Raw genomic sequence first — 23,829 nt, forward strand, 5'->3', positions numbered from 1 at the left:
CCAATTGTTAAAGACTTTTGAGACTTGGAATTGAGGGGCGTGATGGCCACAAATAGCCGGCGCGGGCCGAGCAAAGCGGATCGTGTGCGGCATGAAGCGCGTAAGGAGCAGCGCAACAACACTTTTGTGGGGTGTGTGCTTTTGATCGTTGCTGCGTTGCTCGCAATTGGCGTGAGCTTTCTGAACAACGAAGCGAGGAGGCTCGATGCCAATGGTGTGGCAACCGTTGGCACGGTGATCTCGGTGAACAGCGGTGTGAAGTCACAAGGGACAGAAGACGAGTATTTCCTTGAGGTCGGATTTTCCTTTCCGTTGGAAAGTGGCGAGGTGTTCTTCAACGACAAGCGGATCACCAGCGAGACGTCAGTGATTCAAAACCCGTTTGGCGCGCAAGGGGATCAGTTTAACATCCGCTACCTGCGCGACAGGCCGGCAGTTTATGAACTGGGCGCGGGGAGGTTCAGCGATCAAGCGCGCGTGTATTTTTGGCTGGCGGTATGTTGTGGGCTTGTGGGCGCCGGGATGGCGGGTTTGGCGCAGTGGCGCATACGCCAATTGGACAAGGAGAGCACGGCATGACGGAGCCACGTGAACCGACATGGGTCCGCTATTACTCTTGGCAGCTGCGATCCATGGAAGAGCTGACAAAAGCGACGCGGGCAGATTGGCGGCAAGCTGCAGCGGATGGGGCTGTGGTGTGTTTTTGGGCCCTTGCCCTTATTGTGGCGATGGTCTTGTTGATCTGGGGCTGGGACGTGGGGCCAAACGGGTCACGGACGGAGCCGCTGTCGGGGTGGTGGTCCATTCTGGGTGGCGGTCTTGCAGTGATGGGGCTGTCAGGGTTGGCGTTGTGGCGCTACGGGCGTTTGGCGAGCGCGCGGTATGAGCGGCGACAAGAATTGAGGGCCGTGAAAACACGCGGCAAAGCCAAGAAAAAAGCAGGCTGACATTTGGTCGTTCGCTTTAACCGCCTGCGGCGTCAGATGCCGCGTCAGGCGCGGGAAGCGGCAACTTTTGCGTCCGTAAGCGGGGCGCGGACGCCGGTCTGGATCACTGTTGGATCATAAGCCTGCCGGTCAAAGACCTCTCGTACCATGGGGGCAAAGAATTCGATGGGCTTGGTGACATAGTCTGGGTCGAAACTGGCCTGATCCCAACGTTCACAGAAGGTTTCGTTGTCGTCGAAATAGGGATGGCCGCGGTGGCGTTCGCGTTTGTTTTGGTCAAAGCCGTCAAGGTGTTGGCCGTAGTAGACCATTTGGAAATCGCCGTGGGTTTGCACAACCCAAGTGCATTGCTCGCGCACAAAGGGTTTCAGAATGGTGGCGGCGTATTCGTCGTGATTGTAAGGCGCATAGATGTCGCCGATGTCGTGCAGCAACGCCGCGACCACCCAGTCGATGTCGGCACCGTCATTCCACGCTCGGGTGGCGGATTGCAACGAATGGCCCAAGCGGGTGATCTGGTATCCCGACAGGCTTTCATCCAGCTCCACCAGCGCCTTGAGCAGGCGGTCAGCAGTGTGCCGCGTGTGGTCGATTTCCAGCGCGTTGAGGAATTCGTATTCGTCTTTGGTGCCGTCTTTCATCTGTGTGAAGTCGACGCGGTCCATTTTTGGCGTGTCCGTCATCCGTAGAGCCCTTTTTTGTCTTTGCTGCCTTTCATCAGGGAGGCTGCCTGAGCTTTCCTGATTTCCTCGTAGAGGTCCAGTGTGGCCGGCGCAAAAAGGTCTTTGGGCGGCGCGAGGTGAATGAAGTTGCCGATGCGATCCACGCCGCGCACCAGCATGGCGTAGTCTTTGTCCGCCACTTCCTGCGCGATTTCGGGTTTGATGTAGCGGATGACAAAGCCGATGCGGCGGTCGTCAGACTGATTTGGACCGGAGCCATGTATCGTCAGGCCGTGGTGCAGGGACATCTGTCCTGCCTGCAGTTCAATGGCGGTTTTGTCTTCGGGGGCGATATCCACAACGACTTCTTGACCGCGCGATAGCAAGTTGTCCTCGCCGTGGGTGTCGGTATGCGGCAGGATCGGGTTCTTGTGGCTGGCATGCACAAAATCCATGCAGCCGGAGGCAACAGTGGCAGGCGAAAGAGCGATCCATGCTGTGACCAGACCGTCCACGGCATCAAGCCCCCAATAGGTCAGATCCTGATGCATCGAAACGAAGGATTTGGTGTTGGGTTCCTTGATGAAGAACTCGGCGCTCCAGACCAGAATATTGGGGCCCAGCACACCCTCGACAATGTCCAAAACGCGTGGATCAGCGGCAAGGCGGGCGGCCATGGGCATGACCACGTAGGAATTCACGCGCTTGTAGCTGTTGATCGGCAAGGGCAGGCCGGCATCGAGCCAGTCGCGTTCGATGGTTTCGATTTCGGCACGCCAGCGGGCGGCCTCGTCAGACGACATGATGTCCAGGGGGTAAAGGTAGCCATCTTCCCAATATTGGGATTGCTGTGCTGCAGATAGAGTGGCGGGCATGGGCGTGGTCCTGAGTGATTGACAAGTTGGAGCCTATGGCAATGGCGCGGGATTGCAGCATGATGGTTCTGGACGGACAGGCTAAGTTTTACTTATGCTCGCGTCATGAAGAGCCGTATCCCATCGCTGAACTGGCTGCGCGTTTTTGAGGCCGCTGCACGGACCGAGAGTTTCGCGCGGGCGGCGGAGCAGTTGCACATGTCGCCCGCTGCCGTGAGCCAACAGGTCAAAAGCCTTGAGGAGCGGTTGGGTGCGCCGTTGTTTGTGCGCAAGGCCCATGCGGTGACGTTGACAGAGGCAGGACGTGCCTATTTAGCGCCGGTCCAGCAATCGTTGATGACGCTGGAGGAAGCCACCGAAGGCTTGTTTGGCCGCACACGGGAGCAGGCGCTGTATCTCAATTGCGTGTTGATTTTCGCGCACGGGATTTTGGCGCAGGGTCTGTCAGAGTTCGAGATAGACAATCCGGGGCTGTCAGTGGTGATGAACACCGGAAATTCGGCGGTGGATTTTCATCAGGGGTTCGTTGATCTGAAGATCATCTTTGGCAATCCACATGCCTACGGCGCGGAAAGCGACCGGATTATGGGGGAATGGCTTTATCCGGTGGCGATGCCGGATGTCGCGGCACAGATCACCCAGCCTGCGGATCTCTTGGATTGGCCGCTGATTGAGGTTGGCACCCATCGCAGCGGTTGGCGGCAGGTGCTGGAAGAGGTCAAGGTCATGCCTGGTGCTGCGCGGATGGTGTTTGCTGACAGCACGGTGATGGCGATGGCGATGGCGCGGGCAGGACGGGGCATTGCGTTAGCGCGTGCGCCTGCCAGCGATGCCGAAATGGAAGGCGCAGGACTGGTGCCGTGCCTTGCGGGGCTGCGAGTTCGGGGCAGTCAGGCCTATCATCTGGTTTACGACGATCTGCGGGCATTGCGCCCGCCGGCGCGCAAATTTCGCGACTGGTTGTTGGCATGGGGTGCCGCGCAAGGTTGGGATTAGGCGGCCCGTGTTGGACCATTGCAGCGCGGAGTTGAGCCATCAGGCGCGGAGACGGTCCAATCGCGTGGAGAGGTGGATCAGGCTTTCCGAGCTTTTGACGCCCTGCGCTTCGCCGATGCGGTCCAGGGTGTCGTCCAGTTCCGAGGTGCTGTCAGCGGCCAATTGCACAATCAGATCCACGCGGCCTGAGCAGGTATGGACGGTTTCCACCGCCGGCAACGATTTCAGCTTTTGCAGCACTGCGGGCCCCGCACGCAACTCGATCGACAAAAGCGCTGTGGCGCGGATGCGGGGACGGGCGACGTCACCCAATCGTAACGTGTAGGCGGCAATCGCGCCCGTGTTTTCCAATCGGTCCAGGCGGGCCTGCACAGTGGTGCGCGCGAGGTTGAGTTTGCGCGCCAAAGTGGCCACGGGCGCGCGGGCGTTCTCTGACAGCAGCGAGAGCAGTTTTTGGTCTGTTTCGTCAAGTTGCATGAGTGCTTCGTCGATTCGTTTGAATTTTTCGACTGTTTAGCAGTATCGACGCGTGAAATCGACAGACGAGCCGCCCAGTCTGAAAAGAAAACGAAGAGGCAGGGTATGCGCAATCAACCGGCTTTGTGGCCGTCACCGAACTGGCATTTGCCAAAGTTTAAACCGGACGCGCCGGTTTTGTATTTTGCACCCGAAGTGTTGCAGGCCACGGCGAAACGATTTCTGGATGGGTTTGACGGTCTGGTCACCTATGCGGTTAAGGCCAACGATCACGAAGCGGTTCTGCACAATCTGGTGAACGCCGGCATTGCTGCGTTTGACGTGGCCTCACCAATGGAAATGGCGCGGGTACGGCGGGCGAAGGCGGATGCGGTGCTGCATTATCATAACCCTGTCCGGTCACGGGCGGAGATTGCCGAAGCGGTGGGGCATGGCATTGCCAGTTGGTCGGTGGATTGCGCGAGCGAGTTGGCAAAGTTGGCCGATGTGCCGCGTCACGACACCGAGATTGCGGTGCGGCTGCGGTTGCCCGTGGCGGGAGCCGCCTATGATTTTGGCGAGAAATTTGGTGCCGATCCGGCGGCGGCGGTTGGGCTTTTGCAGGCGGCGCATAACATGGGGTTTGCGACGTCGATCACATTTCATCCCGGCACCCAGTGTGCCGACCCGGAGGCCTGGGCGGTTTATGTCGGTGTCGCTGCGGATGTGGCGCGACAAGCCGGCGTGCGGCTGAAGCGGTTGAACGTCGGCGGCGGGTTTGCAGCGCATCGCAGCGGTGCAGCGCCTGATATTGAAGCGGTTTTTCAGCGTATCACCGAGGAGGTGCAGACGGTTTTTGACAAAGACGCACCCGGTCTGGTCTGTGAACCGGGGCGCGCGATGGTTGCAGAGGCCTTTACGCTGGCGTTGCGGGTGAAAGCGGTCAGAGGCGGGGCGGTGTTTCTGAATGACGGCGCCTATGGGGCGTTGACCGAGTTGCGCGATATCGGCCTGCCGGATCGGGTGCAGGTGTTGCGATCAGACGGGGCAAATGTCGATGGAGACCTGGTGCCGTATGTGGTGTTCGGGCCGACGTGTGACAGCCTTGACCGGTTGCCGGATTTGATGCCTTTGCCGACAGAGATCTCGGAAGAAGACTATGTTTTGATCCGCGCAATGGGGGCCTATTCCGCGTCGATTTCCACAGGTTTCAACGGCTATGGCAGGCAAGAGATTGTAACTGTCGCAACGTTGTGAAGCGCAACACCACTGGACACCGCAAATGTGGGCGCTACTGTCCCTCACGTCACACGTGCGCGGAGAGTCAGCCATGGAAAAATTCGGGAAAAGCCAACCGGTCAAACGGTTCGAAGACACACGGTTCCTGACCGGTGCGGGGCAATATGTGGATGACATTGCGCCGGAGGGGGCTTTGCACGCGTATTTCCTGCGTTCGCCAGTGGCGCATGCAGAGATTACAGAGCTCGATGTAAGCGACGCGCGCGAAGCAGACGGTGTGGCTGTGGTGCTGACGCAAGAAGACTTGCTGGCGGCCGGTATGGACGCAACGCTGGAGGGCACACAGGTGCAAAACCGCGATGGGTCCAAAGGGGCAGGGCCTGCGCGGCCTTTGCTGGCGACGGGGCGTGTGCGTTATGTTGGTGAGCCGTTGGCGGTGATTGTGGCCGAGACTATGGATCAGGCGCGCGATGCGGCCGAGATGATCATGTTTGACTACGACGATCTGGACGCCCACATCGCGCTGTCGCGCGGAGGTGCGCCTTTGCACGCAGAAGCGCCGGAAAACCTCGCATTCGATTGGGGTTTGGGCGATGAGGCCGCAACTGAGGCCGCGTTTCAGGCGGCCACACATGTGGTCAGCCTTGAAGTGGGCGACAACCGCGTGATCGTCAACGCAATGGAGCCGCGCGGCGCCTTTGCCGAATGGGGCGAGGACGGCCGTGTGCACGTGGCGATCAACGGTCAGGGTGTTTGGGGGCCGAAAGCGCAGATCGCGCGTATGCTGGCGATTGATCCCGAACAGGTGAAAGTCACCAACCCCGACACGGGTGGCGGCTTTGGCATGAAAGCGATGATGTACAACGAGCCTGGCGTGATTGCTCAGGCGGCCAAGGTTATCGGAAAGCCGGTGCGCTGGATTGCGGACCGTACGGAATCGATGTTGTCGGACAACGCGGGACGGGATCTGACCTCGACCGTGGAAATGGCGTTTGATGAAACCCTCAAAGCCACGGCCTATCGCGTGCTGAGCGTCGCCAATATGGGCGCTTATAACTCGCAATTCGCGCAGGCCATTCAAACACAGCTGTTCAGCCGTGTTTTGATGGGCGTGTACGATGTGCAGACCACATGGTTGCAGGTGGACGGGGTTTATACCAACTCGACGCCCGTGGATGCCTATCGCGGTGCGGGGCGCCCCGAGGCGATTTACGCGCTGGAACGTCTGATGGACCGCGCGGCGCGGGAATTGGGCGTGTCGGGCTCCGAGCTGCGACGACGCAATTTCATTCCTAAGGCGGCGTTCCCGTATAAAACCACAACGGATGAGACCTATGACGTGGGTGATTTTGATCGGGTGCTGGATCGTGCTGAGGCGTTTGCCGATCTGAGTGGGTTCGGCGCACGCAAGGCGGCGTCTGAGGCGGCGGGCAAGCTGCGCGGCGTCGGGTTGTGTTATTACATCGAAAGTATTCTGGGCGATCCGAGCGAAAGCGCACGGGTGGAATTCAACGAGGATGGCACCGCGTCGATTTTTGTGGGTACGCAGTCCAACGGGCAGGGCCACGAGACGGTTTATGCGCAGTTTTTGAGCGATCAGACCGGCATTCCGGTGGATTTGATTGAGGTTGTGCAGGGCGACAGTGACCGCATCAAACAAGGTGGCGGCACTGGCGGATCACGCTCTGTCACCGTGCAGAACACCGCGACACTGGCGACAGTGTCCACGATGATCACCGCTTTCACACAATATCTCGCGGATAAGATGGGTGTGAATGAGGCTGACGTTTCTTTTGATGACGAACAGTTCCGCGCCGAGGGGTCTAACCTGCACCCGACGATGCTTGAGGCCGCTGAAATGGCGCGGGCGGACGGGCGCGAAGATTTGTTGGTGCATGAAGAACGCACAACGCTTCCGGCGCGCAGTTTCCCCAACGGGGCGCATTTTGCAGAGATAGAAATTGATCCCGAGACTGGTCAGGTCACGATGGATCGTTACAACGTCGTGGATGATTTCGGCAACCTTATTAATCCGATGCTTGCCGAGGGTCAGGTGCATGGCGGGGTCGCGCAGGGCGCAGGTCAGGCCTTGATGGAGCATGTGGTGTTTGATGAGGACGGTCAGTTGTTGACCGCAACCTTTATGGATTACGCGATGCCACGCGCCAGCGATATGCCGATGATCGGCTTTACCACCGAGGCCGTGCCGTCGACAGCGAACATCATGGGCATGAAAGGCTGTGGCGAAGCGGGCACCGTGGGGGCAATGGCGGCCGTGGCCAACGCCGTGCAGGACGCGCTGTGGGATCGCGGAGTGCGTCAGGCTGACATGCCGTTTACCCCGCTGCGGGTCTGGGAAATGCTGCGCGAAGCCGCGCCTGATGCTGCATAAACGCCTGTGGGATTGGCTGCGCGGGGGCACTCGCGCAGACCATTCCAAAGTCACCGCGCGTCGCGGGGCGGTCACCCATATCCTTATTCTGGACGGCACTTTGTCGAGCTTGCGCACTGGTGAGGAAACCAACGCTGGGCTGACCTATCGCATTTTGCAAAAGATGGGGCCCGAAGTATCGCTGTATTATGAGGCGGGGGTACAATGGCCCGGCTGGCGGCAGACGCTGGACGTGATGATGGGGCGTGGGATCAACCGGCAAATCCGGCGGGCTTATGGCTATCTGGCGAGCCGCTATCGTCCCGGTGATCGCATATTCCTGATGGGATATTCGCGGGGCGCTTTTGCCGTTCGGTCGTTGGCAGGTGTGATTGACCGCGTCGGGTTGTTGCGGGCGGAATGCGCGACAGAGCGCAACATCCGCACCGCGTATCGCCACTATGAATTGACGCCGGACAGCGACGTGGTTGGTACCTTTGCCGAGGCGCATTGCCATGAAAACGTTGCGATTGAGATGATCGGTGTCTGGGACACGGTCAAGGCGCTGGGCGCGCGATTGCCGCTTTTGTGGCGGCTTACGGAGAAGCGGCACGCGTTTCACAACCACCACCTGAGCCCCGTCGTGCGCCATGGATTTCAGGCGCTGGCGCTGGACGAAACGCGGTCAGTGTTCGCGCCGGAGATGTGGGAATGCCCCGACATGTGGGACGGGCGGGTGGAACAGGTCTGGTTTCGCGGCGCGCATGGCGACGTGGGCGGGCAGCTTCACGGGTTTGCGGCGGCACGTCCCTTGGGGAATATCTCGCTTGTCTGGATGCTGGAGCGGCTGGAAAGCTGTGATGTGGCTTTGCCTGTCGGGTGGCAGGAGCGGATCGTGTGCGACGCAGAAGTGCCAATGTTGGGCACCTGGCGGCGTTGGGGTAAGTTTTTCTGGATCCGTAAACGCCGGATTGCCGGACGGGATCGCAGCGAAAGTTTACATGAAAGTGCGAAACCCTTTGTGGCGGCGGGCGATGTAAAAGCGCGGGTTGTGGGCGACTTGCGCTAAGACGGCGTTTGAGGCGCGCCCCCAGCGACTGACGGCTAGTCTTTCCACTCGACAAATTCGTCCAGCTCGGCGCGATCGGTGCGGAACTGGTTGATGTCGGCCTGATCATCCGGATAGCCAAACGAAATAGCCGCCAGCACTTTGCGATCGTCAGGGATGGCGAATTGCGCGCGCACGGCGTCGGAGAACAACGACAATGCGGCCTGAGGTACGGTGCCAAGGCCTTGGGCCTGCGCGGAGAGGCAGAAGGCGGTGATAAAGCCGCCGCAATCCAGCACACCGTACGGGCCGAGTTCTTCGGGGCAGGTGATCACCGCCACGTGGGGGGCGCCAAACAGCGTGTAGTTTTCCCGCATTTGTGCAGCGCGGCCCTCGCGGTCACCACGTCCGATGCCGACAGCTTCGTATAGCTGCATGCCGCAGGTACGGCGGCGTTGCAGGTGGGCGCCGGTATACGTCGACGGAAAAGGATAATCAGGCGCGGGTTTACCAGCGTCAAAGGCGCTTGCCATGGTGTCGCGGAAGGCGTCGGTTTGCGCACCGGAGGCCACAATCACTTTCCACGGTTGGGCGTTGCACCAACTGGGCGCGCGGCCAGCGTCACGCAGAACTTGTTCGATCACATCGCGGGGGACCGGATCCTTGCGGAAGGCACGACAGGAAAATCGGCTGTTGAGAAGCTCTTGAAGGGCGGAATGCGGGGTCATCGGGTCGTCCCAAGTCTTTTATTGGTTTTGGGCGATGATATAGCCAATTGCAGCGGCGGCAAGCAATCCGAGCGTGACGGCGATCGCAATCTTGATCGCGGAATAGGGTCTTTCGCCCTGAACACGTCCGGTTTGTCCATTGACCACAAAGCGATAGGTCTTGCCGCGGTATTTGTACGCAGCCATCCAAACCGGCAAAAGAATGTGCTTGAAAGTCACGTCATTCACGGCTGTGGAGATGTGGTGAATGCGCTGTCGGTCGCCGCCGATGTCAAAGGCCACGTCGCGGCGGATTACGGCGTCCATATGGGCGCGGGCTTCGTCATAGCCGTCTTGAAGCTCGACGCTGTAGCCCTCGGCCTGAAACCCTGCGAGGAATTCAGGCGAGTAGGGTTCCAGCTTGGACAGGTCCCATGGTTGCAATGCGTCTGTGTAGCGTTTTGGAAGCGCCCGTGAGGCCAGCACCAGCACGTCGTCAAACCAGCGTTTGACGCGGCCCGAGGCGGGGCGCCAGCGGACTTTCTGTACTTGGCGTTGCTCGGGTTTGCCGTCACGCATCACGGTTTCGGTGACGTAGTAGACGGTACCACGCTCGCCTTGATAGCGGGATTTGGTGTCTGCGTCATAGGTCCAGTAAGGCACGTAGACGCCGTTCATCTTGCGCCCTTTGCGGGCGTAGGCGGCCAGACCGTTGGGGGCAAACCAGAGCTTGCCAAGCCATGTGTTCATGGCGTCATGGGCGGTGCGTTCCGCAAGCTGGAACGGGAGCACGGCGCGCGGTTTAATCTGGCGATGCGTGCCGGTGTCGACGACTACAGGCGTGGCGCAGAACGGACATTCGGTGGCGTGGGTGTCGCCCTCAAACACCACATGCGCGGCGCAGTTTGGACAAGAGCTCGCGCGGGTTTCGACAATCTCGGCAGCGGGCAGTTGCTCGGCCAGTGCCGCCTTGAAATCAAGCTCGGCAATCGCGGTGTCACGGTCGCCTTGCTCCGTCGGTTCCTCATGGCCGCAATGATCGCAGACCAATTTGGCCTGTTTGGGCGCAAAACGGTAATCCGCGCCACAGTTGGGGCAAGGGAAACGGGTGGTTTCTTGGGGCACAGGGGGCGGTAAGTCTGTCACTTTTTTGGCCTTAAATCCCCGGAGGTGGTGGTGGCAAAATCGTGAAGAGCTGGGCCAGTTCGGCCACGTCTTCGGCGTGTTTCCAGCCGTCTTGGCCTGCGGTCCAAACATGGGTTTCGCGGGTAATTTCACCGGCGGTTGCCATGCGACCCAGAGCGGCCTTGGAGAATGGGCCTTTGGTGGCGCCGTTCTCTGCAATGTGCCAGACGTGCTCGAGCGGAGGCGGCGGAGGCGGTGCTGCGGCGGCTTGCGGAGCAGGAGCCGCGGCGGGGGCGGCGCCCCACGGGCCCACTTGGGGCTGCGCATTTTGCGCAGCCATCTGTTGGGCCATCGCCATGCCCATTCCCATGCCAAGACCCGCGCCCATGCCAGAGTTGGGCGTCTGTGCAGCGGCGGTCATAGCTTCGGCTGCGGAAAACTGTGTGTAGGCGCCAAGGTCACCGACGATGCCCATTGATGTGCGCTTGTCCATCGCTGCCTCAACAGCAGGCGGAAGCGAGATGTTTTCGATGTAAAGCTCGGGGATCGAGAGGCCGTATTCAGCCAATGTGCCTGAGATTTCAGCCGCGACCAGCTTGCCCAAATCGGCGGTGTTAGCGGCCATGTCCAGCACTGGAATGCCCGAGGACGCAATCACGCGGGAGAATTCCTGTACGATGATATTGCGGATCTGATAGCTGATCTCGTCCATGGTGAATTCGCCGTCGGTGCCGACGATTTCGGTCAGGAAGCGTGCAGGGTCGACAACACGGATCGCATAGGTGCCATAGGCGCGCAGGCGCACGGGGCCAAATTCTGGGTCACGCGCCATGATCGGGTTTTTGGTGCCCCATTTCAGATCGGCAAAGCGCGTGGTGTTGACGTAGTAGATCTCGGATTTGAACGGGCTTTTGAAGCCGTGATCCCAGTGCTGCAACGTGGTCATTACCGGCATGTTGTTGGTTTCCAACATATAAAGACCGGGGGTGAACACGTCGGCCAGTTGGCCTTCGTGCACAAACACGGCAGCCTGACCTTCGCGGACCGTCAGCTTGGCACCGTATTTGATTTCGTGGCCTTCACGCTCGAACCGCCAAACAAGCGTGTCGCGGGTGTCGTCTACCCAGTGGATGACGTCGATGAATTCACCGGTGAGAAAGTCGAAGATACCCATGTGGCGGTTCCTTTCGAAGAAAAATCAGTAAACGCGGCCCGTCTGTTCACGGGCCAAGATGTAAATGATGGGGCGGGCTTCGTCCACGGTCATGCCCGCGGTGAGGCGGGGATCATAAAGCATGTTCAGAAGCATTTCGTCATGTGTGGTGAGCAGCGCAAATTCGTCGTCGTCGTTGAAAATCGACGGGCGGGCCTTCTGGTAATCGTTGGGCAGGCCGAGGCCTTGGGCGATTTCTTCGTGCAGGCAGGACTTGCGCAAAAGGTCAGGCTGTTCGGCGCGGATGAGCGCCACGGCGGTGTCATAATGATGCCCGGGCTCGGAGGTGGAGAAGGTGGTTACGAAACACAAGAAGTCGCGCGGGATGTTCAGGAACAGATTGCGAGTCGACGGAGACGCGTTGGGCAGAAGCGTGTCGATGCGGGCGGCCAATGTGTCGCGGTCATCCTGGCCCATCACCAGCACATGAAAATTCGCCCGCGTGGCGTTTTGCGAAATTCTGTGGCCGGTTGCCGTCGCAAGGCGCGGCACCAGCGCGTCCAGTGCTGCACGGTCCTTGGCAATCATGTCCGCAGTTGCCGACGGGCCAAATTCGAGGCTGATGCGTACGGGGCGGTTCCACCGGCGCAGATCAGAGGCCTGCCCTTTTTGGCTGATGCCGCTGTTGCGGGCGTATTCCTCAAAAAAGGCGATGTTTTCAAAATTGCGCGCCAGCATGTCGGGCGTAAAGGGCGTGTCCGGTCCACCGCCATCAACCCGCAGCAAGCCGCGGGCCTGATGATCCTGTTGCAGATGCACATAGTAGTTGCGCAGCGATTGGCTGGCTTCGGATACCGTCGGTTTGGCCGCGACAGTTGGCGCGGTGCCTGTGCCTCTGGCCGTGTCGATGGTGTCGCAGGCGGCCAGAGCGGCCGCCAACGACAGGGTCAAAGCTATGCGACGGGCTGCCTTCACGCGCCGGGCACGGCGGTCGCGGCAGAGTCGCCCAGACCGGTTTTGCGGGCTTTGGCGGATGCCAGCGTGTCGCGCAGTTCGGCTTCCATCTTTTTCATGTCCTCCTCGGCGGCGGCGCGCTTGGCTTTGCCGTCATCCGCGATTTGAAGCGACTCGTTGATGGTGGCGATGAGGTCGGCGTTGGCCTGTTTCACGGCTTCGATGTCAAACACACCGCGTTCCATTTCCTCGCGCACAACCTTGTTGGTTTCGCGCAGGTTTTTGGCGTTGGCGGTCAACAGCTCGTTGGTCAAATCGTTGGCGTCGCGCACGGCGGCAGCTGCTTCGGCCGAACGCTGAATGGTCACAGCCTGCGCCAGTTGGGTTTCCCAAAGCGGCACGGTGTTGACCAGTGTCGAGTTGATCTTGGTGACCAGCGACTTGTCGTTTTCTTGCACGAGTCGAATGGACGGCAGCGATTGCATGGTGACCTGACGGGTCAGTTTGAGGTCGTGCACGCGGCGTTCCAGATCGTCACGCGCAGCGCGCAGATCCCGCAGTTCCTGCGCCTTCATGACCTGAGCGTTTTCATCCGCAGCCTGCACTTCGGCTTCTTTGGCTGGAATGGTTTCAGTATCAAGCTCGGCGATTTTGGCCTCACCCGCAGCGATATAGAGCGCCAGTTCGTCATAAAACGCGAGGGTTTTATCATAGAGCACATCGAGCGACTTGATGTCTTTGAGCAGCGTGTGTTCGTGGCCCAACAGATTGTCGGTGACCTTGTCGATCTGATCCTGCACTTCCTCAAAACGAGCGGTGAACTGGGCAAACGGCGCGGCGCGACCCAGCAGTTTTTCCCAGAACGAGCGCTTGCGGCGCACGTCGAGTTCGGAGACCGAGAAGCCACGGATCGTGGTGACAATGTCGCGCAGGCTGTCACCGGCGGGGCCGACGTCTTTGTTGCGCACGTCCTGCAGCATGGCTTGCGAGATGGTTTGCAATTCCGACTGCGCGGCGGAGCCAAATGACACGATCGAGTTGGTGTTGGACATGTCCAGTTCGGCCATGCGCTTGGTGATCTCGGCAGAGACCGGCGCATCCGCTTCTGCCAGAGCCACAATTGCAGTGGCTTCGGTTGGCTCGGGCAGGATCACGGCGGAAACCTGTTCGACTTCGGCCAGCGCGGCCTCGGCTTTTTGGCGGGTGGTGTCAGACATAGTGGTCCCTCTCCTGTGGAGTTTTGACGTCAGTTGTGGTGCACGCCTTCGCGGGCAAGCCGCTCGCGCAGCACGTCGATTTCAATGTTCAGATCGCCCTTGTCATCCAGAAGCAGCTTTTGGTTGCGGGCGGCAAAGTTTTCTTCGAGATCATCCAGCAATTCTTCGTATTCGATGCGGGCCTCGGGGTTGCGGGTACGGCTGTAAAGGTCGGCAAACTTGACTGTCGCGTCCTTGGCGCCCAGCAAATAGACGCCCAGATAGCGTCGCGCCGACGATAAATCGCGCGGGTCGTTCTCCACCGTGCGAAACAGGGCGCGGGCAGCTTGTTGGAACTGTGCAACGCGGCCCTCTAGCGCGCGGTCGCCGGAGCGTTTGATGGCGTCTTCCATGGCGCGAAGGTGCTCTTCGGCATCTTCTACGGCGCGGGCGACGCGGTCGGTTTGATGAAGGTTCACACCCTCCATGCCCTTGTCGCGCAGCGGGTCAGGGCCAAAGGCAAAAAGATGTAAGCAAAACCCGACAACGGCAAAGATCGCCGCCTCGACCAGCCCGTGACCGGCGAAGCCAGCCAGTGCAAGGCCGCCACCGGTCAACACCGCGCCCAGAATTTTTCGGGGCAAGGCCGGGCGCCGGGCAACTTTGCGGGTGTCATAGGCGTCGTGCGCTTCTTGGCCGGAGCGCGTCAGCCATGCGGCCAGCAACAGAACACCCAAAGCGCCGAGGTATTGCGCCATGACGACAGGCTCAGATGTGAACGCCTTCCAGATCAGCGGCAGTGGCGCGATAAACAGCAGGTTTACCCGTCCTCCGGCCCGGGAACGGCGTGCGTTCTGAAAGGCTTCCGTCTGAGGGGTTGATCCCCCGGATTGCCCATCGGGGCTGAATTTTCCACCAAATTTCTGAGCCATCATGCGCCTCCGGTCACCGTCACATAAAGGATCAGGATGACAAGAAGAACAAAGGATAGTTTTTGCAATCCGCTTTCAGACATGACTGTTTGGCCCCTCTAACCCGCTTTGAAATCTAGGAACTCTGCCGCTCCGTGGCTAGGGGGAAGATTCCTGACCACGCCGCAGGACGGGCTGAGACAGAGTGCCCAGCCCGCCAGAGCCTGATCAGTGAGTGCCGCCGTCCTGTTCGGCAGCGCGTTCCGCAGACAGCTTGCGGGCGTAGCCCGATTGCAGGATTTCCACGATAAACAGCACGGCCACCGAGAAGTAGAAGGTGGTCTTGGACATCGGGATAACTTCGTAGCCGAAGAATTTGAGCGCCAACGCCGGATCATGCATGGCGTGGGCTGCCGCCTGACCGGCTTCGCCCAAAAGCACCACACCGACGATCAGCAGGATAAAGAGGCCCAGCACTTCGTACATGCGGTTTTTCTTGAGGAACTCGGTCACCCCGTCCGCCAAAAGCAGCATGGCCGCGCCTGAAAGCAAAATAGCCGTGGCCAAAATTGGGAAGACGTCGGTGATGGCGAGCGCGGAAAGCACTGAGTCAAAGGAGAAAATCAGGTTCATGGCGACGATCAGCAGCACAACTTGAACCGCAGATTTGCGGCCCTTGTGGTTGACGTCGGTGCCCAGATGCTCAAGCGAGAGCATGTGGCTGATCTCCTTGACGGCCGTATACATCAGGAAGATGCCGCCAACGATAAAGATCACTGTGGCAAAGTTCATGCCGCCCTCGATTATGCCGCCTTCAGCAAAGACCACAAACGGCTCGGCCATGGCGTCGATCAGTTGGATCATAGTGAACAGAAGAACCACCCGCAGGGCCACAGCAATGATGATGCCCCAAAAGCGCACGGATTTTTGCTGCGCGGCGGGCGCACGTTGGCTTTCGATCGAGATATACAGAAGGTTGTCGAACCCAAGCACCGCCTGCAAAAAGCAGAGCATCAGCAAATCGGTGAGGTTTCCCAAGGTTAGAAGGTCGGCCATCGCGCGTGTCCCCGTTGGTTTTTATGCGTTTTTTGGCTCAATACCGCATGACGAGTGACAAACAAATGAAATTCGTACCGCCAAATTCCCCCCGCCCTTGTACATGCTGACAGATAACGGGGTGGGCGACAGCCTGCTGTCGCAGGGGCAAGGCCCCTTTAGGCTCAAAGCGGTGCGTTGAGCCCTACCAAAAGAAACACGTGCAGAGATTATTTCCGACGGCGTGTTGGCGTGCGGCGCGTTTCAGGTGGTACGGCGCCGTCCAAGCCGAGCTGATCGCGCACCACGCGGCGGCGCAGCTCCTCGACCGCGCCGGCCTTGAGGTTGCCTAGCTGGAAAGGTCCATAGCTGACGCGGATCAACCGGTTCACGGACAGGCCGATGGCCTCCATGGCGCGGCGGATTTCGCGGTTTTTGCCCTCGCGCAAACCCACGGACACCCATGCGTTTGCGCCTTGTTGGCGGTCCAGCGTTAGCTCCATAGGTTGGAATTTTTCGCCGTCCACCACGATACCCTTTCGCAACGGAGCAAAGGTGTCCTCGGTGGGGCGACCGTTAACGCGCACGCGGTATTTGCGCAGCCATCCGGTTTCCGGCAGCTCAAGCTTGCGTTTGACACCGCCATCATTGGTCAACAGCAGAAGACCTTCGGAGTTGATGTCGAGCCGACCCACCGTCATTACGCGCGGCAGTTCGGGGGGCAATTTGTCAAAGATCGTTGTGCGGCCTTTTTCGTCGCTGTTTGTGGTCACCAGTCCAAGAGGCTTGTGGTAGAGCCAGATGCGTTCGGGCTCGGGTTCGGCAATGGGTTTGCCATCCACCAGGATGCGGGCCTTGTCGGTCACGTTCAGCGCGGGGCTGTCGATCACCTTGCCATTCACGCTGACACGACCTGCGCCAATCATACGCTCGGCCTCGCGGCGCGAGGCCACGCCGGCGCGGGCAAGAACTTTGGCAATGCGGTCGCCCTCGGGCGTGGCGCCAGCTGGTGTGGCCGGCGCTTTGTGCGCAGTTTTCTGAGGCCGCGCCGATGAGCGTGAGGCGGGCTTGGAGGACGGGCCGGGCTTTGTGGGTTTGCGGTTCATTTGGTTCCTCTAGCGGCATTTGAGGGATTGCGAAAGGGGGCGCGAGCAGGCATCACCTAGCCCCATGACGTTCAAGAGCCATATGGCGCAGGCTTTGGCCGAGGCGCGCAAAGCCGCCACACGGGGCGAGGTGCCGGTGGGCGCCGTGATTGTGTCCCCTGACGGCGCAGTGGTTGCGGCGGCGGGCAACCGCACGCGCGAGTTGAGCGATCCGACAGCGCATGCCGAAGTTCTGGCGATCCGCGCCGCCTGTGCCGAATTGGGCAGCGAGCGGCTACCGGGGCACGACTTATACGTGACGCTGGAGCCCTGTCCGATGTGTGCCAGCGCGATCAGCCAGGCGCGGATTGCGCGGGTATACTATGGCGCGTCCGATCCCAAATCCGGCGGTGTCGCACAGGGGCCACGCGTGTTTTCCCATCCGCAAAGCCATCATGTGCCCGAGGTTTACGACGGCATCGCCGCTGACGAGGCTGAGGCGATGCTTAAGGCTTTCTTTGCTGCCAAACGTCCCTAGACCGCGGCGATTTCAATGGCTTGCATCAACTGTGGCTCGACCACATCCACGCCCGGCAATCCGTCGATCAGATCCTGCGCGGACTGTTCCAGTATCGGGAATGTGCCGTAGTGGCACGGGATCACCGTTTTGAAGCTGAAATAACGTTTGGCGGCATAGGCGGCGCCGCGCATGTCCATGGTGAAATGCCCGCCCGCAGAGAGGATGCCAATGTCGGGTTTGTAGTAATCGGCCATCCAATCCATGTCGGCCATGATGTCGGTGTCGCCGGACAGATAAACAGTGTGACCTTCGGCCTGCAGCATAAAGCCGACTTCGGTGCCGCCGGTGCGGGGACCGGTGTCGGTGCCAAAAGTGGAGCTATGGGACGCTGGCACCATCGACAGTTTGACAGTCTCGCTCAAAGCCACTGTGCCGCCCTTGTTAAACCCAACAGTTTCAATGCCTTCGTGCTCTGACCAATAGCCCATCAGATCATATTGCCCCACCACCGGAATGTTCAATTTACGCGCGAGAGGTAGCATGTCGGCGACGTGATCAAAATGCGCGTGCGTTAGGATCAGATGTGTGGCGCCAGCAGTCGCGGTGTCGTGTTGATCTTCAGGCAATACCGGATTGCCGGTCAGCCATGGGTCGAGCAACAGCACAAGATCGCCGGTTTCGATTCGAAAAGAGCCGTGGCCCATCCAGATAATTTTCATGCTGTGTCTCCTGATGCTTTGAGGCAAGACTAACACGGGCGGAAAAGATGGGAAGAGAACATGCAGTGGACGCAGTATATTGACGCCTATTGCGAGCGGTCAGGGCCGGAGTATTGGGCCGAGCCGGTGAACGCGGTGACGAATGCGGCCTTTTTGATTGCGGCGCTGATTATGTGGCGGCGGGTGCAGGGACCGAGGATGGGATTGGCGCAGGCGCTCTGCGTCATTCTCGGGTTGATTGGAGTGGGCAGCTATCTGTTTCACACCCATGCGGTGGTCTGGGCCGCGGTGGCGGATACAACGCCGATTGCCGCTTATGTTTTGCTCTACATTTTTGCGGCCAACCGCGACTTCCGGGGCATGTCCGGCCTTTGGGCTTTTGTCGCGACGCTGCTGTTTTTCCCCTTTGCTTATGTCTTGATGCCTATGTTTGAGGCGCTCCCCGTTTTGGGTGTTTCTGCTGCGTATCTGCCGGTTCCGGCGATGATTGCGCTTTACGCAATCGCCCTTCGCAAGCGCTTGCCCAGGGTGTCCACAGGACTGGCCATTGGCGTGGTGATCCTGATGGTATCGCTGACGATGCGGTCAGTTGATGCGCGTGTTTGCACGACGCTTCCGCTTGGTACGCATTTCTTGTGGCACATCCTGAATGCCGTCATGCTGGGGTGGATGATCGAGGTATACCGGCGTCACGTGGAGGCTCAGCAAGGCTGAGCCGGGCCCAACAGGAGGGTGCGTGGCGCAGCCGGGTGCCGGACAGGCGGGAGCATTTGGTGTGATGCCGGCGCGACAAAGAGCGACAGGGCCATGGATGGGGTTTTCGCGCGAACCAAAAGAGCTTAGGAAGTCAGTATGACTTGGAATGTGCCCAATATGCTGTCGGTTCTGCGGCTTGCCGCTGCGCCGATGATCGCCGTGATGTTTTTATACTTCACAAGGCCTTACGCCGACTGGTTTGCGCTTTGTCTTTTCTTGATCGCCTCTGTCACCGATTGGTTTGACGGGTATTTGGCGCGACTATGGAAGCAGGAAACCCGACTTGGCGCGATGATCGACCCGATTGCCGACAAGGCGATGGTGGTGATCGCGTTGATGGTCATTGTGGGCTACTCGTCGATGTCACCCTGGCTGGTGCTTCCGGCGACTTTGATCCTGTTCCGCGAAGTGTTTGTCAGCGGATTACGCGAATTTCTGGGCGATGTCGCCGGCACGTTGAAAGTCACCAAACTGGCAAAATGGAAGACCGCGACACAAATGGTGGCGATTGCCATTCTGTTCGGGCAGGGCGTGTTTGAACACTATCTCGGTATGTCGGCATGGGGCATGGATCAGGCGATGGTCGATCAGGTGATGACCGGTGCCGTTGAGGACACGCAAGGGCTGTTGTGGAAACACGCGGGCATGGTCTGGACCGGATGGATCGGGTTGGTGTTGCTGTGGGTCGCGGCGGCGCTAACAGCGATCACCGGGTATGACTATTTCCGCAAAGCTTTGCCGCATCTGAAGGATTGAGCACGATGGATGTTTTGTATTTTGCATGGGTGCGCGAGCGGATCGGTGTTCCGAAGGAAGTCGTTGAAACACAAGCAAAAACCGTGACTGATCTGGTTGAGGAATTGCGCGGGCGCGAAGAGCGTTACGCTGCCGCGTTTGCGGATTTGAGCGCGCTGCGGGTGGCAGTAGATCAGGAGCTGACCGAGTTTGACGCCTCACTTGAGGGCGCACGGGAAGTGGCGTTTTTCCCGCCGATGACTGGCGGCTAAAGAGGGTTTCCGTCATGAAAATCGCAGTTCAGTCTGAGCCGTTTGATCTGGGTGCCGAGGCCAGCGCCTTTGCCAGCGGGCATCGCGACATGGGGGCAATTGTGACCTTTACCGGTGTCGTGCGGGATCTAGCACGGGGCGATTTGGACCGGATGGTAATCGAACACTACCCCGGCATGACGCTGAAAGCGTTGGAAAAAATCGCGAATGAGGCGCGGGATCGTTGGAGCCTTGGGGATGTTTTGGTCATTCACCGCTATGGTGATCTGGCACCGGGTGAGATGATCATGATGGTTGCGACGGCCTCACCGCATCGCAAGGACGCCTTTGAGGCGGCGGAGTTTTTGATGGACTACCTCAAATCCCGCGCGCCGTTCTGGAAGAAAGAAATCACCTCTGACGGGGCCGATTGGGTTGCCGCGAAAGATGAAGACGAAGACGCGTTGAACCGCTGGTGATCGGCGTCAGGCGAATCCCGCGTTAACTTTCTGAAATTGCAAGAAAACGCCTGTCTGTATCGCGGCTGCAAAACGTCGGTATCGCGTCGGTGCGAATTTCGCCGGGCGACATTGTTCACGCAACGGTCGGTGCTCTATTTTTTCACCGGCAACCAGAACCGGCTTTCGGTGGGCCGCGGCGCATTGGTCATTGTTGGATCGGCGGCAGAATATAAAACGATTGCCCGCGACTGGTGACGTTTTCCAGAGGCACGAATCCGACGCCACGGTGGGCGGCGGGCAAACGGCTGTCGACTGAATTGTCACGATTGTCTCCAAGGACAAAGATATGACCTTCGGGCACGGTGTAGAGGCCAGTGTTGTCGACCCGTGTATTGCCGACATTCAAAACAGCCTGTTGTGTCCCGTCGGGTAGGGTTTCGAGAAACTGGTCCTTTTCGCACCAGTCGGAAATTGCCACGGGAGCGTTCGCACACCTTGGCAAAGTGTCAAATGAGCCCCGTCTCATCATGATTTCGCGGAACGGCGGCAAAGCTGCCATTCCGGCGCTCTCGCCGTTTATGAGAACACGACCCTCTTTCATCTGGATCGTTTCTCCGGGGAGGCCAATGACACGTGCAATCCAGGACTCAGGCTGTTGCGGGTGTTTGAAAACGATGACCTCGCCGCGCTCGACGTGTTGGGATTTTACCGCGATCACGTAGTCGCCCACGAGCAAGTTCGGCGTCATACTGCCAGAGGCGATAGAGAAAGGTTCCCAGAAGGCGCGGCTAATGCAAAGTGCCAGGAATAGGGTCAACACCCCTTGTCCAAGCCGATGTGTGAAGTGGGTGGGCCATGCTTGTTGCGGCAGGGTTGCGGCGCGCAAGAAGCCGATCACAGGCAATACGAGGATCCAAAGCCCAAAGAGGCAAAGAAGGGACCAATATCCGTTTCGGCCTGCGTCATGCAACCGGCGAACGCAGAGCGGCCACAGAGTAAGTTGCGCAAATGCGACCGTGGTCAGGGCGATCTATTTGGGCCAGTTCAGATATGTTTGAACAAAGAGGAACGTGAAAGTGAGCGCCAGAATGCTGAGGCTGGCGATCCAAAAAGGCTTACGCGACAGGGTGCCGCTCCACTTGAAGGGAGAGAAATGCAAAGTATGTCAGCCTGTTGAAGCGTAGGAGGTGCCGCAACTGTCACCGAGTTTGAGTTTGAATACAACTTTTAAGAGTGTGTGCTCAGCCTGCGTTCATGCGCTCGACGTGGGCGCGCAATTCCTCTGCATCGGTGCGGGCATCGCGCAGGCCATCCATCGCGGCGCGCAGCTCGGCTTCGGTCTGGGTCAGCTGATTGGTCAGCTCGGCCTCGCGCTGTTGCAGGTAGGTGATCGCCTGATCACGGGTCTCTTCGGCTTCGTGCAACTCTTGGCTCATGCGCTCAAGTTGATCCACGTCAGCTTGTGCGACGCGGGTGAAACGGTGCACCAGCCAATTGGCAAACCACCCCATTGAGAAAGCCACAAACAGGATGACGGCTGTTGTCAGGATGAAGTCAATTCTGGTCATTGGTCGTCTCCTCGCCCGCGGCGTCTGGGTCCGCTGTTTCGGCGTTGTCTGCGTCTGCCTCACTGTCGGTGTCGGCTTCTTGGGCCTCGGAGTCAACGGCTTCGCCATCAGTTTCCGGAGTTGTTTGCGCTTGGGCATCGGAGGTATCGGCCGTCTCCGGTTCTGATGTGGCGGTGTCAGACGCGTCGGTTTCTGCGTCGGCCTCAGCCTCGCCTTCGGTCTGTTCCTCGGTCTCAGGCATGACTTGCACAAATTCGATCCGGCGGTTGGCGTCGCGGCCTTCTTGCGTCTCGTTGTCGGCGATGGGTTTGCTTTCCCCATATCCGACGGCGACAAACCCTTTGGTCAGGATGCGGCGGTCTTGCAGCGCGGTCAGAACGGATTGGGCGCGGGTTTGGCTGAGCGCCTGGTTCATCGACTCGCGCCCCTGGCTGTCGGTGTGGCCTTGGATTTCCAATTGCAGGTCAGGGCAGTCGGCGATCTTGATCGCGATGGAGTCCAGCACGTCGGCGGCAGACGCGTCCAGCGTGCCCGAGCCGGGTTCAAACACAATTTTGTTTTCCTTGGCGAAGGCCTGAATATCGGCGATGCATTCTTCGACAGTGGGCAGGGCGGCGAGCGGGTCAAGTTCCTCGACATAAAGCACATCAATCGAGAAGTGGTCTGTGGAGGAAAGCTTGTCCGCGAGGATTTGGGCAATGCGGGCGTTGGCCTCAAGATCGCCGGTGCGGCCGGTTATGGCCAGCGATTCCGGTGTTACCATCAGCGAGCCGTTGTGCAGTTGCGCCAGTGCATCCAGACCGGCCATCACCCGGAACGGCCAGCTTTGCGGCAAGGTGTCGTCAAGGCGGGCTGCCATGTAAACCTGTTCGCTGCCAAAGCGGGCGTGGGCATAGCTTTCAGTTGTGGTGCGGGAGATTTCGTTGGAGAGGCGACCGCGCAGTTGAACCAACCCTTCGGGGCTGAGGGTGGCGTTGAATTCCGGTGTGGTGCCCTCGGCCAAGGCCTCGGGAGTGGCGGGCAGGGTCGCGCTGAGCGCAAATACGTCTGGCAGTGCGCTTTCCACTTCGCCGACGACCTTGTCAAACAACGCCGGATCGGTGCCTTGCGCGGCGATAAGGGTGATGTCGGCATCCGAGAAGGTCACAGAGCCTTGGCCCAATTCGGCCAGACCTGTGATCGCGGTTTCCACGGCGTCGGCCCAAGTCGGCGAGGGCACGCCCAAGCCGATCGTACAAATGGAGCGTCCCGGGCTGAGGCCTGCGTCGCGAGCAGACTTGAGGATCATGGTGCGGGCGCGGTCGGTGTCTGCCGAGCAGGCATCAAACCGTGCTCCGGCCTCGTCGATCAGAAACCGAAGGGTGAACGGCGTGATCACGGGGCGTGGCGCCGAGATGTTGAGGTTCACATCAACAGTCGCCGGCGCAGTGCGCACCAATTTCGCGGACAGCTGTTGGCGGTCTTCGGGGCTGTTGGCCATGGCGGTGATGCTGACTTGTCCGGCCTCCACGGAAATCTTGGAGCGGGGCAGGTCGCGCAGGGCCTCGATAGCGTAGCCGAGGCTTTGATCCCAAGCCACAGGAGCGTCATAAGCGGCTGTTTCCAGCAGATCAGTGACGTCGCGGGTGCCAACCAGTTTGCTGATGTCGCGCAGGATGGCGGCACGGTCGCTGCTTTGGGGCACCAGACCAATCAGGGAAATGCCAGAATCGTTGCGCAGAATTTCAACCGAAAAGCGGGGCGGGGCGATATCGGCGGTGGCGACCACTTGCATATTGTCGATCACCCGCGCTGCATCAACGATGCGACCGGCGGCGGTCATGGCGCGAAACCGTGCGGCTTCCGTCGGCGCGGTGCCAGCAAGGAAGACGTTCAGGCCTTCGGCATGCACATCGGCCCAGTCTTGCCCGTCAAGGGACAGTTCGCGTTTGACGGCCTCTCGGGAGCTGTCTTCGATTAGATCAGCGGAGAGGCTTGCGGCCACAACAGAGAGCAACGCCGCAGTGGCGAAGGTGGCGCAGACGATAAGGAGGGAAGAGAGTCGCATTCGTGCCGGCAG

Annotated in this window: 26 protein-coding genes and 1 pseudogene; 11 read left to right on the top strand and 16 right to left on the bottom strand. The window is 59.5% G+C overall.

What is annotated here, in order from left to right:
* Positions 1 to 42: 42 nt before the first annotated feature.
* The gene (locus PG871_RS05555) at positions 43 to 579 is read left to right on the top strand and encodes a DUF3592 domain-containing protein (RefSeq protein ID WP_270726966.1); all 537 of its coding nucleotides are present in this window, start codon (positions 43 to 45) and stop codon (positions 577 to 579) included.
* Entirely contained in the window at positions 576 to 947 is a 372-nt protein-coding gene (locus PG871_RS05560) for a hypothetical protein (protein WP_270726968.1), read from the top strand. Before PG871_RS05555 ends, PG871_RS05560 begins: the two co-directional genes overlap by 4 nt.
* Before the next feature lie 44 nt (positions 948 to 991).
* Here PG871_RS05560 and PG871_RS05565 read toward each other — a convergent pair whose 3' ends face one another.
* Together PG871_RS05565 and PG871_RS05570 are read right to left on the bottom strand one after the other, a co-directional pair.
* The gene (locus PG871_RS05565) at positions 992 to 1,612 is read right to left on the bottom strand and encodes an HD domain-containing protein (RefSeq protein ID WP_270728725.1); all 621 of its coding nucleotides are present in this window, start codon (positions 1,610 to 1,612) and stop codon (positions 992 to 994) included.
* A 14-nt stretch (positions 1,613 to 1,626) separates the two neighbouring features.
* A complete protein-coding gene (locus tag PG871_RS05570; RefSeq protein WP_270726970.1) occupies positions 1,627 to 2,484 on the bottom strand; it encodes a phytanoyl-CoA dioxygenase family protein in 858 nt (285 codons plus the stop codon).
* A gap of 105 nt (positions 2,485 to 2,589) precedes the next feature.
* Here PG871_RS05570 and PG871_RS05575 point away from each other — a divergent pair, with 105 nt between their 5' ends.
* Positions 2,590 to 3,480 carry a LysR family transcriptional regulator gene (locus PG871_RS05575; RefSeq protein WP_270726972.1) on the top strand — a complete coding sequence of 297 codons (891 nt, stop codon included), beginning with the start codon at positions 2,590 to 2,592 and terminating at the stop codon, positions 3,478 to 3,480.
* Between the two features lie 39 nt (positions 3,481 to 3,519).
* Here PG871_RS05575 and PG871_RS05580 read toward each other — a convergent pair whose 3' ends face one another.
* Positions 3,520 to 3,957, bottom strand: a complete 438-nt coding sequence (locus tag PG871_RS05580) for an Lrp/AsnC family transcriptional regulator (protein ID WP_270726974.1) — start codon at positions 3,955 to 3,957, stop codon at positions 3,520 to 3,522.
* Positions 3,958 to 4,062: 105 nt separating this feature from the next.
* Here PG871_RS05580 and PG871_RS05585 point away from each other — a divergent pair, with 105 nt between their 5' ends.
* From PG871_RS05585 to PG871_RS05595, 3 genes are all read left to right on the top strand, one after another.
* Positions 4,063 to 5,193, top strand: coding sequence for a type III PLP-dependent enzyme (locus PG871_RS05585; RefSeq protein ID WP_270726977.1), 1,131 nt, complete (start codon positions 4,063 to 4,065; stop codon positions 5,191 to 5,193).
* A gap of 73 nt (positions 5,194 to 5,266) precedes the next feature.
* Entirely contained in the window at positions 5,267 to 7,567 is a 2,301-nt protein-coding gene (locus tag PG871_RS05590) for a xanthine dehydrogenase family protein molybdopterin-binding subunit (protein WP_270726980.1), read from the top strand.
* Entirely contained in the window at positions 7,557 to 8,615 is a 1,059-nt protein-coding gene (locus tag PG871_RS05595; RefSeq protein WP_270726982.1) for a DUF2235 domain-containing protein, read from the top strand. The genes PG871_RS05590 and PG871_RS05595 overlap by 11 nt, the downstream gene beginning before the upstream one ends.
* A 35-nt stretch (positions 8,616 to 8,650) precedes the next feature.
* On the opposite strand, the gene PG871_RS05600 is transcribed toward PG871_RS05595, so the two are convergent.
* The 8 genes from PG871_RS05600 to PG871_RS05635 all read right to left on the bottom strand — a co-directional run bounded on the left by PG871_RS05600 (position 8,651) and on the right by PG871_RS05635 (position 16,781).
* A complete protein-coding gene (locus PG871_RS05600; protein WP_270726985.1) occupies positions 8,651 to 9,322 on the bottom strand; it encodes a nitroreductase in 672 nt (223 codons plus the stop codon).
* Between the two features lie 18 nt (positions 9,323 to 9,340).
* Positions 9,341 to 10,447 carry a primosomal protein N' (replication factor Y) - superfamily II helicase gene (locus PG871_RS05605; RefSeq protein WP_270726988.1) on the bottom strand — a complete coding sequence of 369 codons (1,107 nt, stop codon included), beginning with the start codon at positions 10,445 to 10,447 and terminating at the stop codon, positions 9,341 to 9,343.
* A 10-nt stretch (positions 10,448 to 10,457) separates the two neighbouring features.
* Complete coding sequence (locus PG871_RS05610; protein ID WP_270726991.1) at positions 10,458 to 11,600, bottom strand: SPFH domain-containing protein; 1,143 nt, start codon at positions 11,598 to 11,600, stop codon at positions 10,458 to 10,460.
* Positions 11,601 to 11,624: 24 nt separating this feature from the next.
* Positions 11,625 to 12,554, bottom strand: coding sequence for a DUF2927 domain-containing protein (locus tag PG871_RS05615; RefSeq protein ID WP_270726993.1), 930 nt, complete (start codon positions 12,552 to 12,554; stop codon positions 11,625 to 11,627).
* Entirely contained in the window at positions 12,551 to 13,750 is a 1,200-nt protein-coding gene (locus PG871_RS05620; protein ID WP_270726995.1) for a toxic anion resistance protein, read from the bottom strand. The genes PG871_RS05615 and PG871_RS05620 overlap by 4 nt, the downstream gene beginning before the upstream one ends.
* 29 nt (positions 13,751 to 13,779) lie before the next feature.
* Complete coding sequence (locus PG871_RS05625) at positions 13,780 to 14,661, bottom strand: 5-bromo-4-chloroindolyl phosphate hydrolysis family protein (protein ID WP_270726998.1); 882 nt, start codon at positions 14,659 to 14,661, stop codon at positions 13,780 to 13,782.
* A 207-nt stretch (positions 14,662 to 14,868) separates the two neighbouring features.
* Positions 14,869 to 15,696 carry a TerC family protein gene (locus PG871_RS05630; RefSeq protein ID WP_270727001.1) on the bottom strand — a complete coding sequence of 276 codons (828 nt, stop codon included), beginning with the start codon at positions 15,694 to 15,696 and terminating at the stop codon, positions 14,869 to 14,871.
* Between the two features lie 209 nt (positions 15,697 to 15,905).
* Entirely contained in the window at positions 15,906 to 16,781 is an 876-nt protein-coding gene (locus PG871_RS05635; RefSeq protein ID WP_270727004.1) for a pseudouridine synthase, read from the bottom strand.
* Positions 16,782 to 16,845: 64 nt separating this feature from the next.
* On the opposite strand from PG871_RS05635, the gene PG871_RS05640 reads away from it, so the two are divergent.
* Positions 16,846 to 17,298 (top strand): nucleoside deaminase, encoded by a 453-nt coding sequence (locus PG871_RS05640; RefSeq protein ID WP_270727008.1) that lies wholly within the window; start codon positions 16,846 to 16,848, stop codon positions 17,296 to 17,298.
* Here PG871_RS05640 and PG871_RS05645 read toward each other — a convergent pair.
* Positions 17,295 to 17,999 carry a metal-dependent hydrolase gene (locus PG871_RS05645; protein WP_270727011.1) on the bottom strand — a complete coding sequence of 235 codons (705 nt, stop codon included), beginning with the start codon at positions 17,997 to 17,999 and terminating at the stop codon, positions 17,295 to 17,297. The two genes, PG871_RS05640 and PG871_RS05645, sit on opposite strands and share 4 nt — an antisense overlap.
* A gap of 60 nt (positions 18,000 to 18,059) precedes the next feature.
* On the opposite strand from PG871_RS05645, the gene PG871_RS05650 reads away from it, so the two are divergent.
* The 4 genes from PG871_RS05650 to PG871_RS05665 all read left to right on the top strand — a co-directional run bounded on the left by PG871_RS05650 (position 18,060) and on the right by PG871_RS05665 (position 20,220).
* Positions 18,060 to 18,713: a ceramidase domain-containing protein gene (locus PG871_RS05650; RefSeq protein WP_270727013.1), complete on the top strand. Its 654-nt coding sequence runs from the start codon at positions 18,060 to 18,062 to the stop codon at positions 18,711 to 18,713.
* Positions 18,714 to 18,851: 138 nt separating this feature from the next.
* The gene (pgsA, locus tag PG871_RS05655) at positions 18,852 to 19,511 is read left to right on the top strand and encodes a CDP-diacylglycerol--glycerol-3-phosphate 3-phosphatidyltransferase (RefSeq protein WP_270727015.1); all 660 of its coding nucleotides are present in this window, start codon (positions 18,852 to 18,854) and stop codon (positions 19,509 to 19,511) included.
* 5 nt (positions 19,512 to 19,516) lie between these two features.
* Positions 19,517 to 19,762, top strand: a complete 246-nt coding sequence (gene moaD / locus PG871_RS05660; RefSeq protein ID WP_054003261.1) for a molybdopterin converting factor subunit 1 — start codon at positions 19,517 to 19,519, stop codon at positions 19,760 to 19,762.
* Positions 19,763 to 19,776: 14 nt separating this feature from the next.
* Positions 19,777 to 20,220, top strand: a complete 444-nt coding sequence (locus tag PG871_RS05665) for a molybdenum cofactor biosynthesis protein MoaE (protein WP_270727020.1) — start codon at positions 19,777 to 19,779, stop codon at positions 20,218 to 20,220.
* Between the two features lie 187 nt (positions 20,221 to 20,407).
* Here PG871_RS05665 and lepB read toward each other — a convergent pair whose 3' ends face one another.
* The 4 genes and pseudogenes from lepB to PG871_RS05680 all read right to left on the bottom strand — a co-directional run bounded on the left by lepB (position 20,408) and on the right by PG871_RS05680 (position 23,817).
* Positions 20,408 to 21,019: a signal peptidase I gene (lepB, locus tag PG871_RS05670; RefSeq protein ID WP_270727022.1), complete on the bottom strand. Its 612-nt coding sequence runs from the start codon at positions 21,017 to 21,019 to the stop codon at positions 20,408 to 20,410.
* Between the two features lie 78 nt (positions 21,020 to 21,097).
* Positions 21,098 to 21,232: pseudogene (locus PG871_RS20320) on the bottom strand (DUF805 domain-containing protein); the annotation flags it as partial.
* Positions 21,233 to 21,443: 211 nt separating this feature from the next.
* Positions 21,444 to 21,770, bottom strand: a complete 327-nt coding sequence (locus PG871_RS05675) for a hypothetical protein (protein WP_270727024.1) — start codon at positions 21,768 to 21,770, stop codon at positions 21,444 to 21,446.
* On the bottom strand, positions 21,757 to 23,817 hold the full coding sequence (locus PG871_RS05680) for an OmpA family protein (protein ID WP_270727026.1): 2,061 nt from the start codon (positions 23,815 to 23,817) through the stop codon (positions 21,757 to 21,759). Before PG871_RS05680 ends, PG871_RS05675 begins: the two co-directional genes overlap by 14 nt.
* Positions 23,818 to 23,829: the final 12 nt, after the last annotated feature.

The organism is Shimia sp. Alg240-R146 (assembly GCF_947331465.1).
Taxonomy (GTDB): Bacteria; Pseudomonadota; Alphaproteobacteria; order Rhodobacterales; family Rhodobacteraceae; genus Shimia.

Bases quoted from the DNA above. Each gene is read 5' to 3' on its own strand.
- PG871_RS05650 (WP_270727013.1), top strand. From the start codon at position 18,060: ATGCAGTGGACGCAGTATATTGACGCCTATTGCGAGCGGTCAGGGCCG.
- PG871_RS05575 (WP_270726972.1), top strand. From the start codon at position 2,590: ATGAAGAGCCGTATCCCATCGCTGAACTGGCTGCGCGTTTTTGAGGCC.
- PG871_RS05565 (WP_270728725.1), bottom strand. From the start codon at position 1,612: ATGGACCGCGTCGACTTCACACAGATGAAAGACGGCACCAAAGACGAA.
- moaD (WP_054003261.1), top strand. From the start codon at position 19,517: ATGGATGTTTTGTATTTTGCATGGGTGCGCGAGCGGATCGGTGTTCCG.
- PG871_RS05620 (WP_270726995.1), bottom strand. From the start codon at position 13,750: ATGTCTGACACCACCCGCCAAAAAGCCGAGGCCGCGCTGGCCGAAGTC.
- PG871_RS05680 (WP_270727026.1), bottom strand. From the start codon at position 23,817: ATGCGACTCTCTTCCCTCCTTATCGTCTGCGCCACCTTCGCCACTGCG.
- PG871_RS05645 (WP_270727011.1), bottom strand. From the start codon at position 17,999: ATGAAAATTATCTGGATGGGCCACGGCTCTTTTCGAATCGAAACCGGC.
- PG871_RS05625 (WP_270726998.1), bottom strand. From the start codon at position 14,661: ATGGCTCAGAAATTTGGTGGAAAATTCAGCCCCGATGGGCAATCCGGG.
- pgsA (WP_270727015.1), top strand. From the start codon at position 18,852: ATGACTTGGAATGTGCCCAATATGCTGTCGGTTCTGCGGCTTGCCGCT.
- PG871_RS05600 (WP_270726985.1), bottom strand. From the start codon at position 9,322: ATGACCCCGCATTCCGCCCTTCAAGAGCTTCTCAACAGCCGATTTTCC.
- PG871_RS05580 (WP_270726974.1), bottom strand. From the start codon at position 3,957: ATGCAACTTGACGAAACAGACCAAAAACTGCTCTCGCTGCTGTCAGAG.
- PG871_RS05635 (WP_270727004.1), bottom strand. From the start codon at position 16,781: ATGAACCGCAAACCCACAAAGCCCGGCCCGTCCTCCAAGCCCGCCTCA.
- PG871_RS05640 (WP_270727008.1), top strand. From the start codon at position 16,846: ATGACGTTCAAGAGCCATATGGCGCAGGCTTTGGCCGAGGCGCGCAAA.
- PG871_RS05570 (WP_270726970.1), bottom strand. From the start codon at position 2,484: ATGCCCGCCACTCTATCTGCAGCACAGCAATCCCAATATTGGGAAGAT.
- PG871_RS05555 (WP_270726966.1), top strand. From the start codon at position 43: ATGGCCACAAATAGCCGGCGCGGGCCGAGCAAAGCGGATCGTGTGCGG.
- PG871_RS05630 (WP_270727001.1), bottom strand. From the start codon at position 15,696: ATGGCCGACCTTCTAACCTTGGGAAACCTCACCGATTTGCTGATGCTC.
- PG871_RS05595 (WP_270726982.1), top strand. From the start codon at position 7,557: ATGCTGCATAAACGCCTGTGGGATTGGCTGCGCGGGGGCACTCGCGCA.
- PG871_RS05665 (WP_270727020.1), top strand. From the start codon at position 19,777: ATGAAAATCGCAGTTCAGTCTGAGCCGTTTGATCTGGGTGCCGAGGCC.
- PG871_RS05585 (WP_270726977.1), top strand. From the start codon at position 4,063: ATGCGCAATCAACCGGCTTTGTGGCCGTCACCGAACTGGCATTTGCCA.
- PG871_RS05675 (WP_270727024.1), bottom strand. From the start codon at position 21,770: ATGACCAGAATTGACTTCATCCTGACAACAGCCGTCATCCTGTTTGTG.
- PG871_RS05560 (WP_270726968.1), top strand. From the start codon at position 576: ATGACGGAGCCACGTGAACCGACATGGGTCCGCTATTACTCTTGGCAG.
- PG871_RS05590 (WP_270726980.1), top strand. From the start codon at position 5,267: ATGGAAAAATTCGGGAAAAGCCAACCGGTCAAACGGTTCGAAGACACA.
- PG871_RS05610 (WP_270726991.1), bottom strand. From the start codon at position 11,600: ATGGGTATCTTCGACTTTCTCACCGGTGAATTCATCGACGTCATCCAC.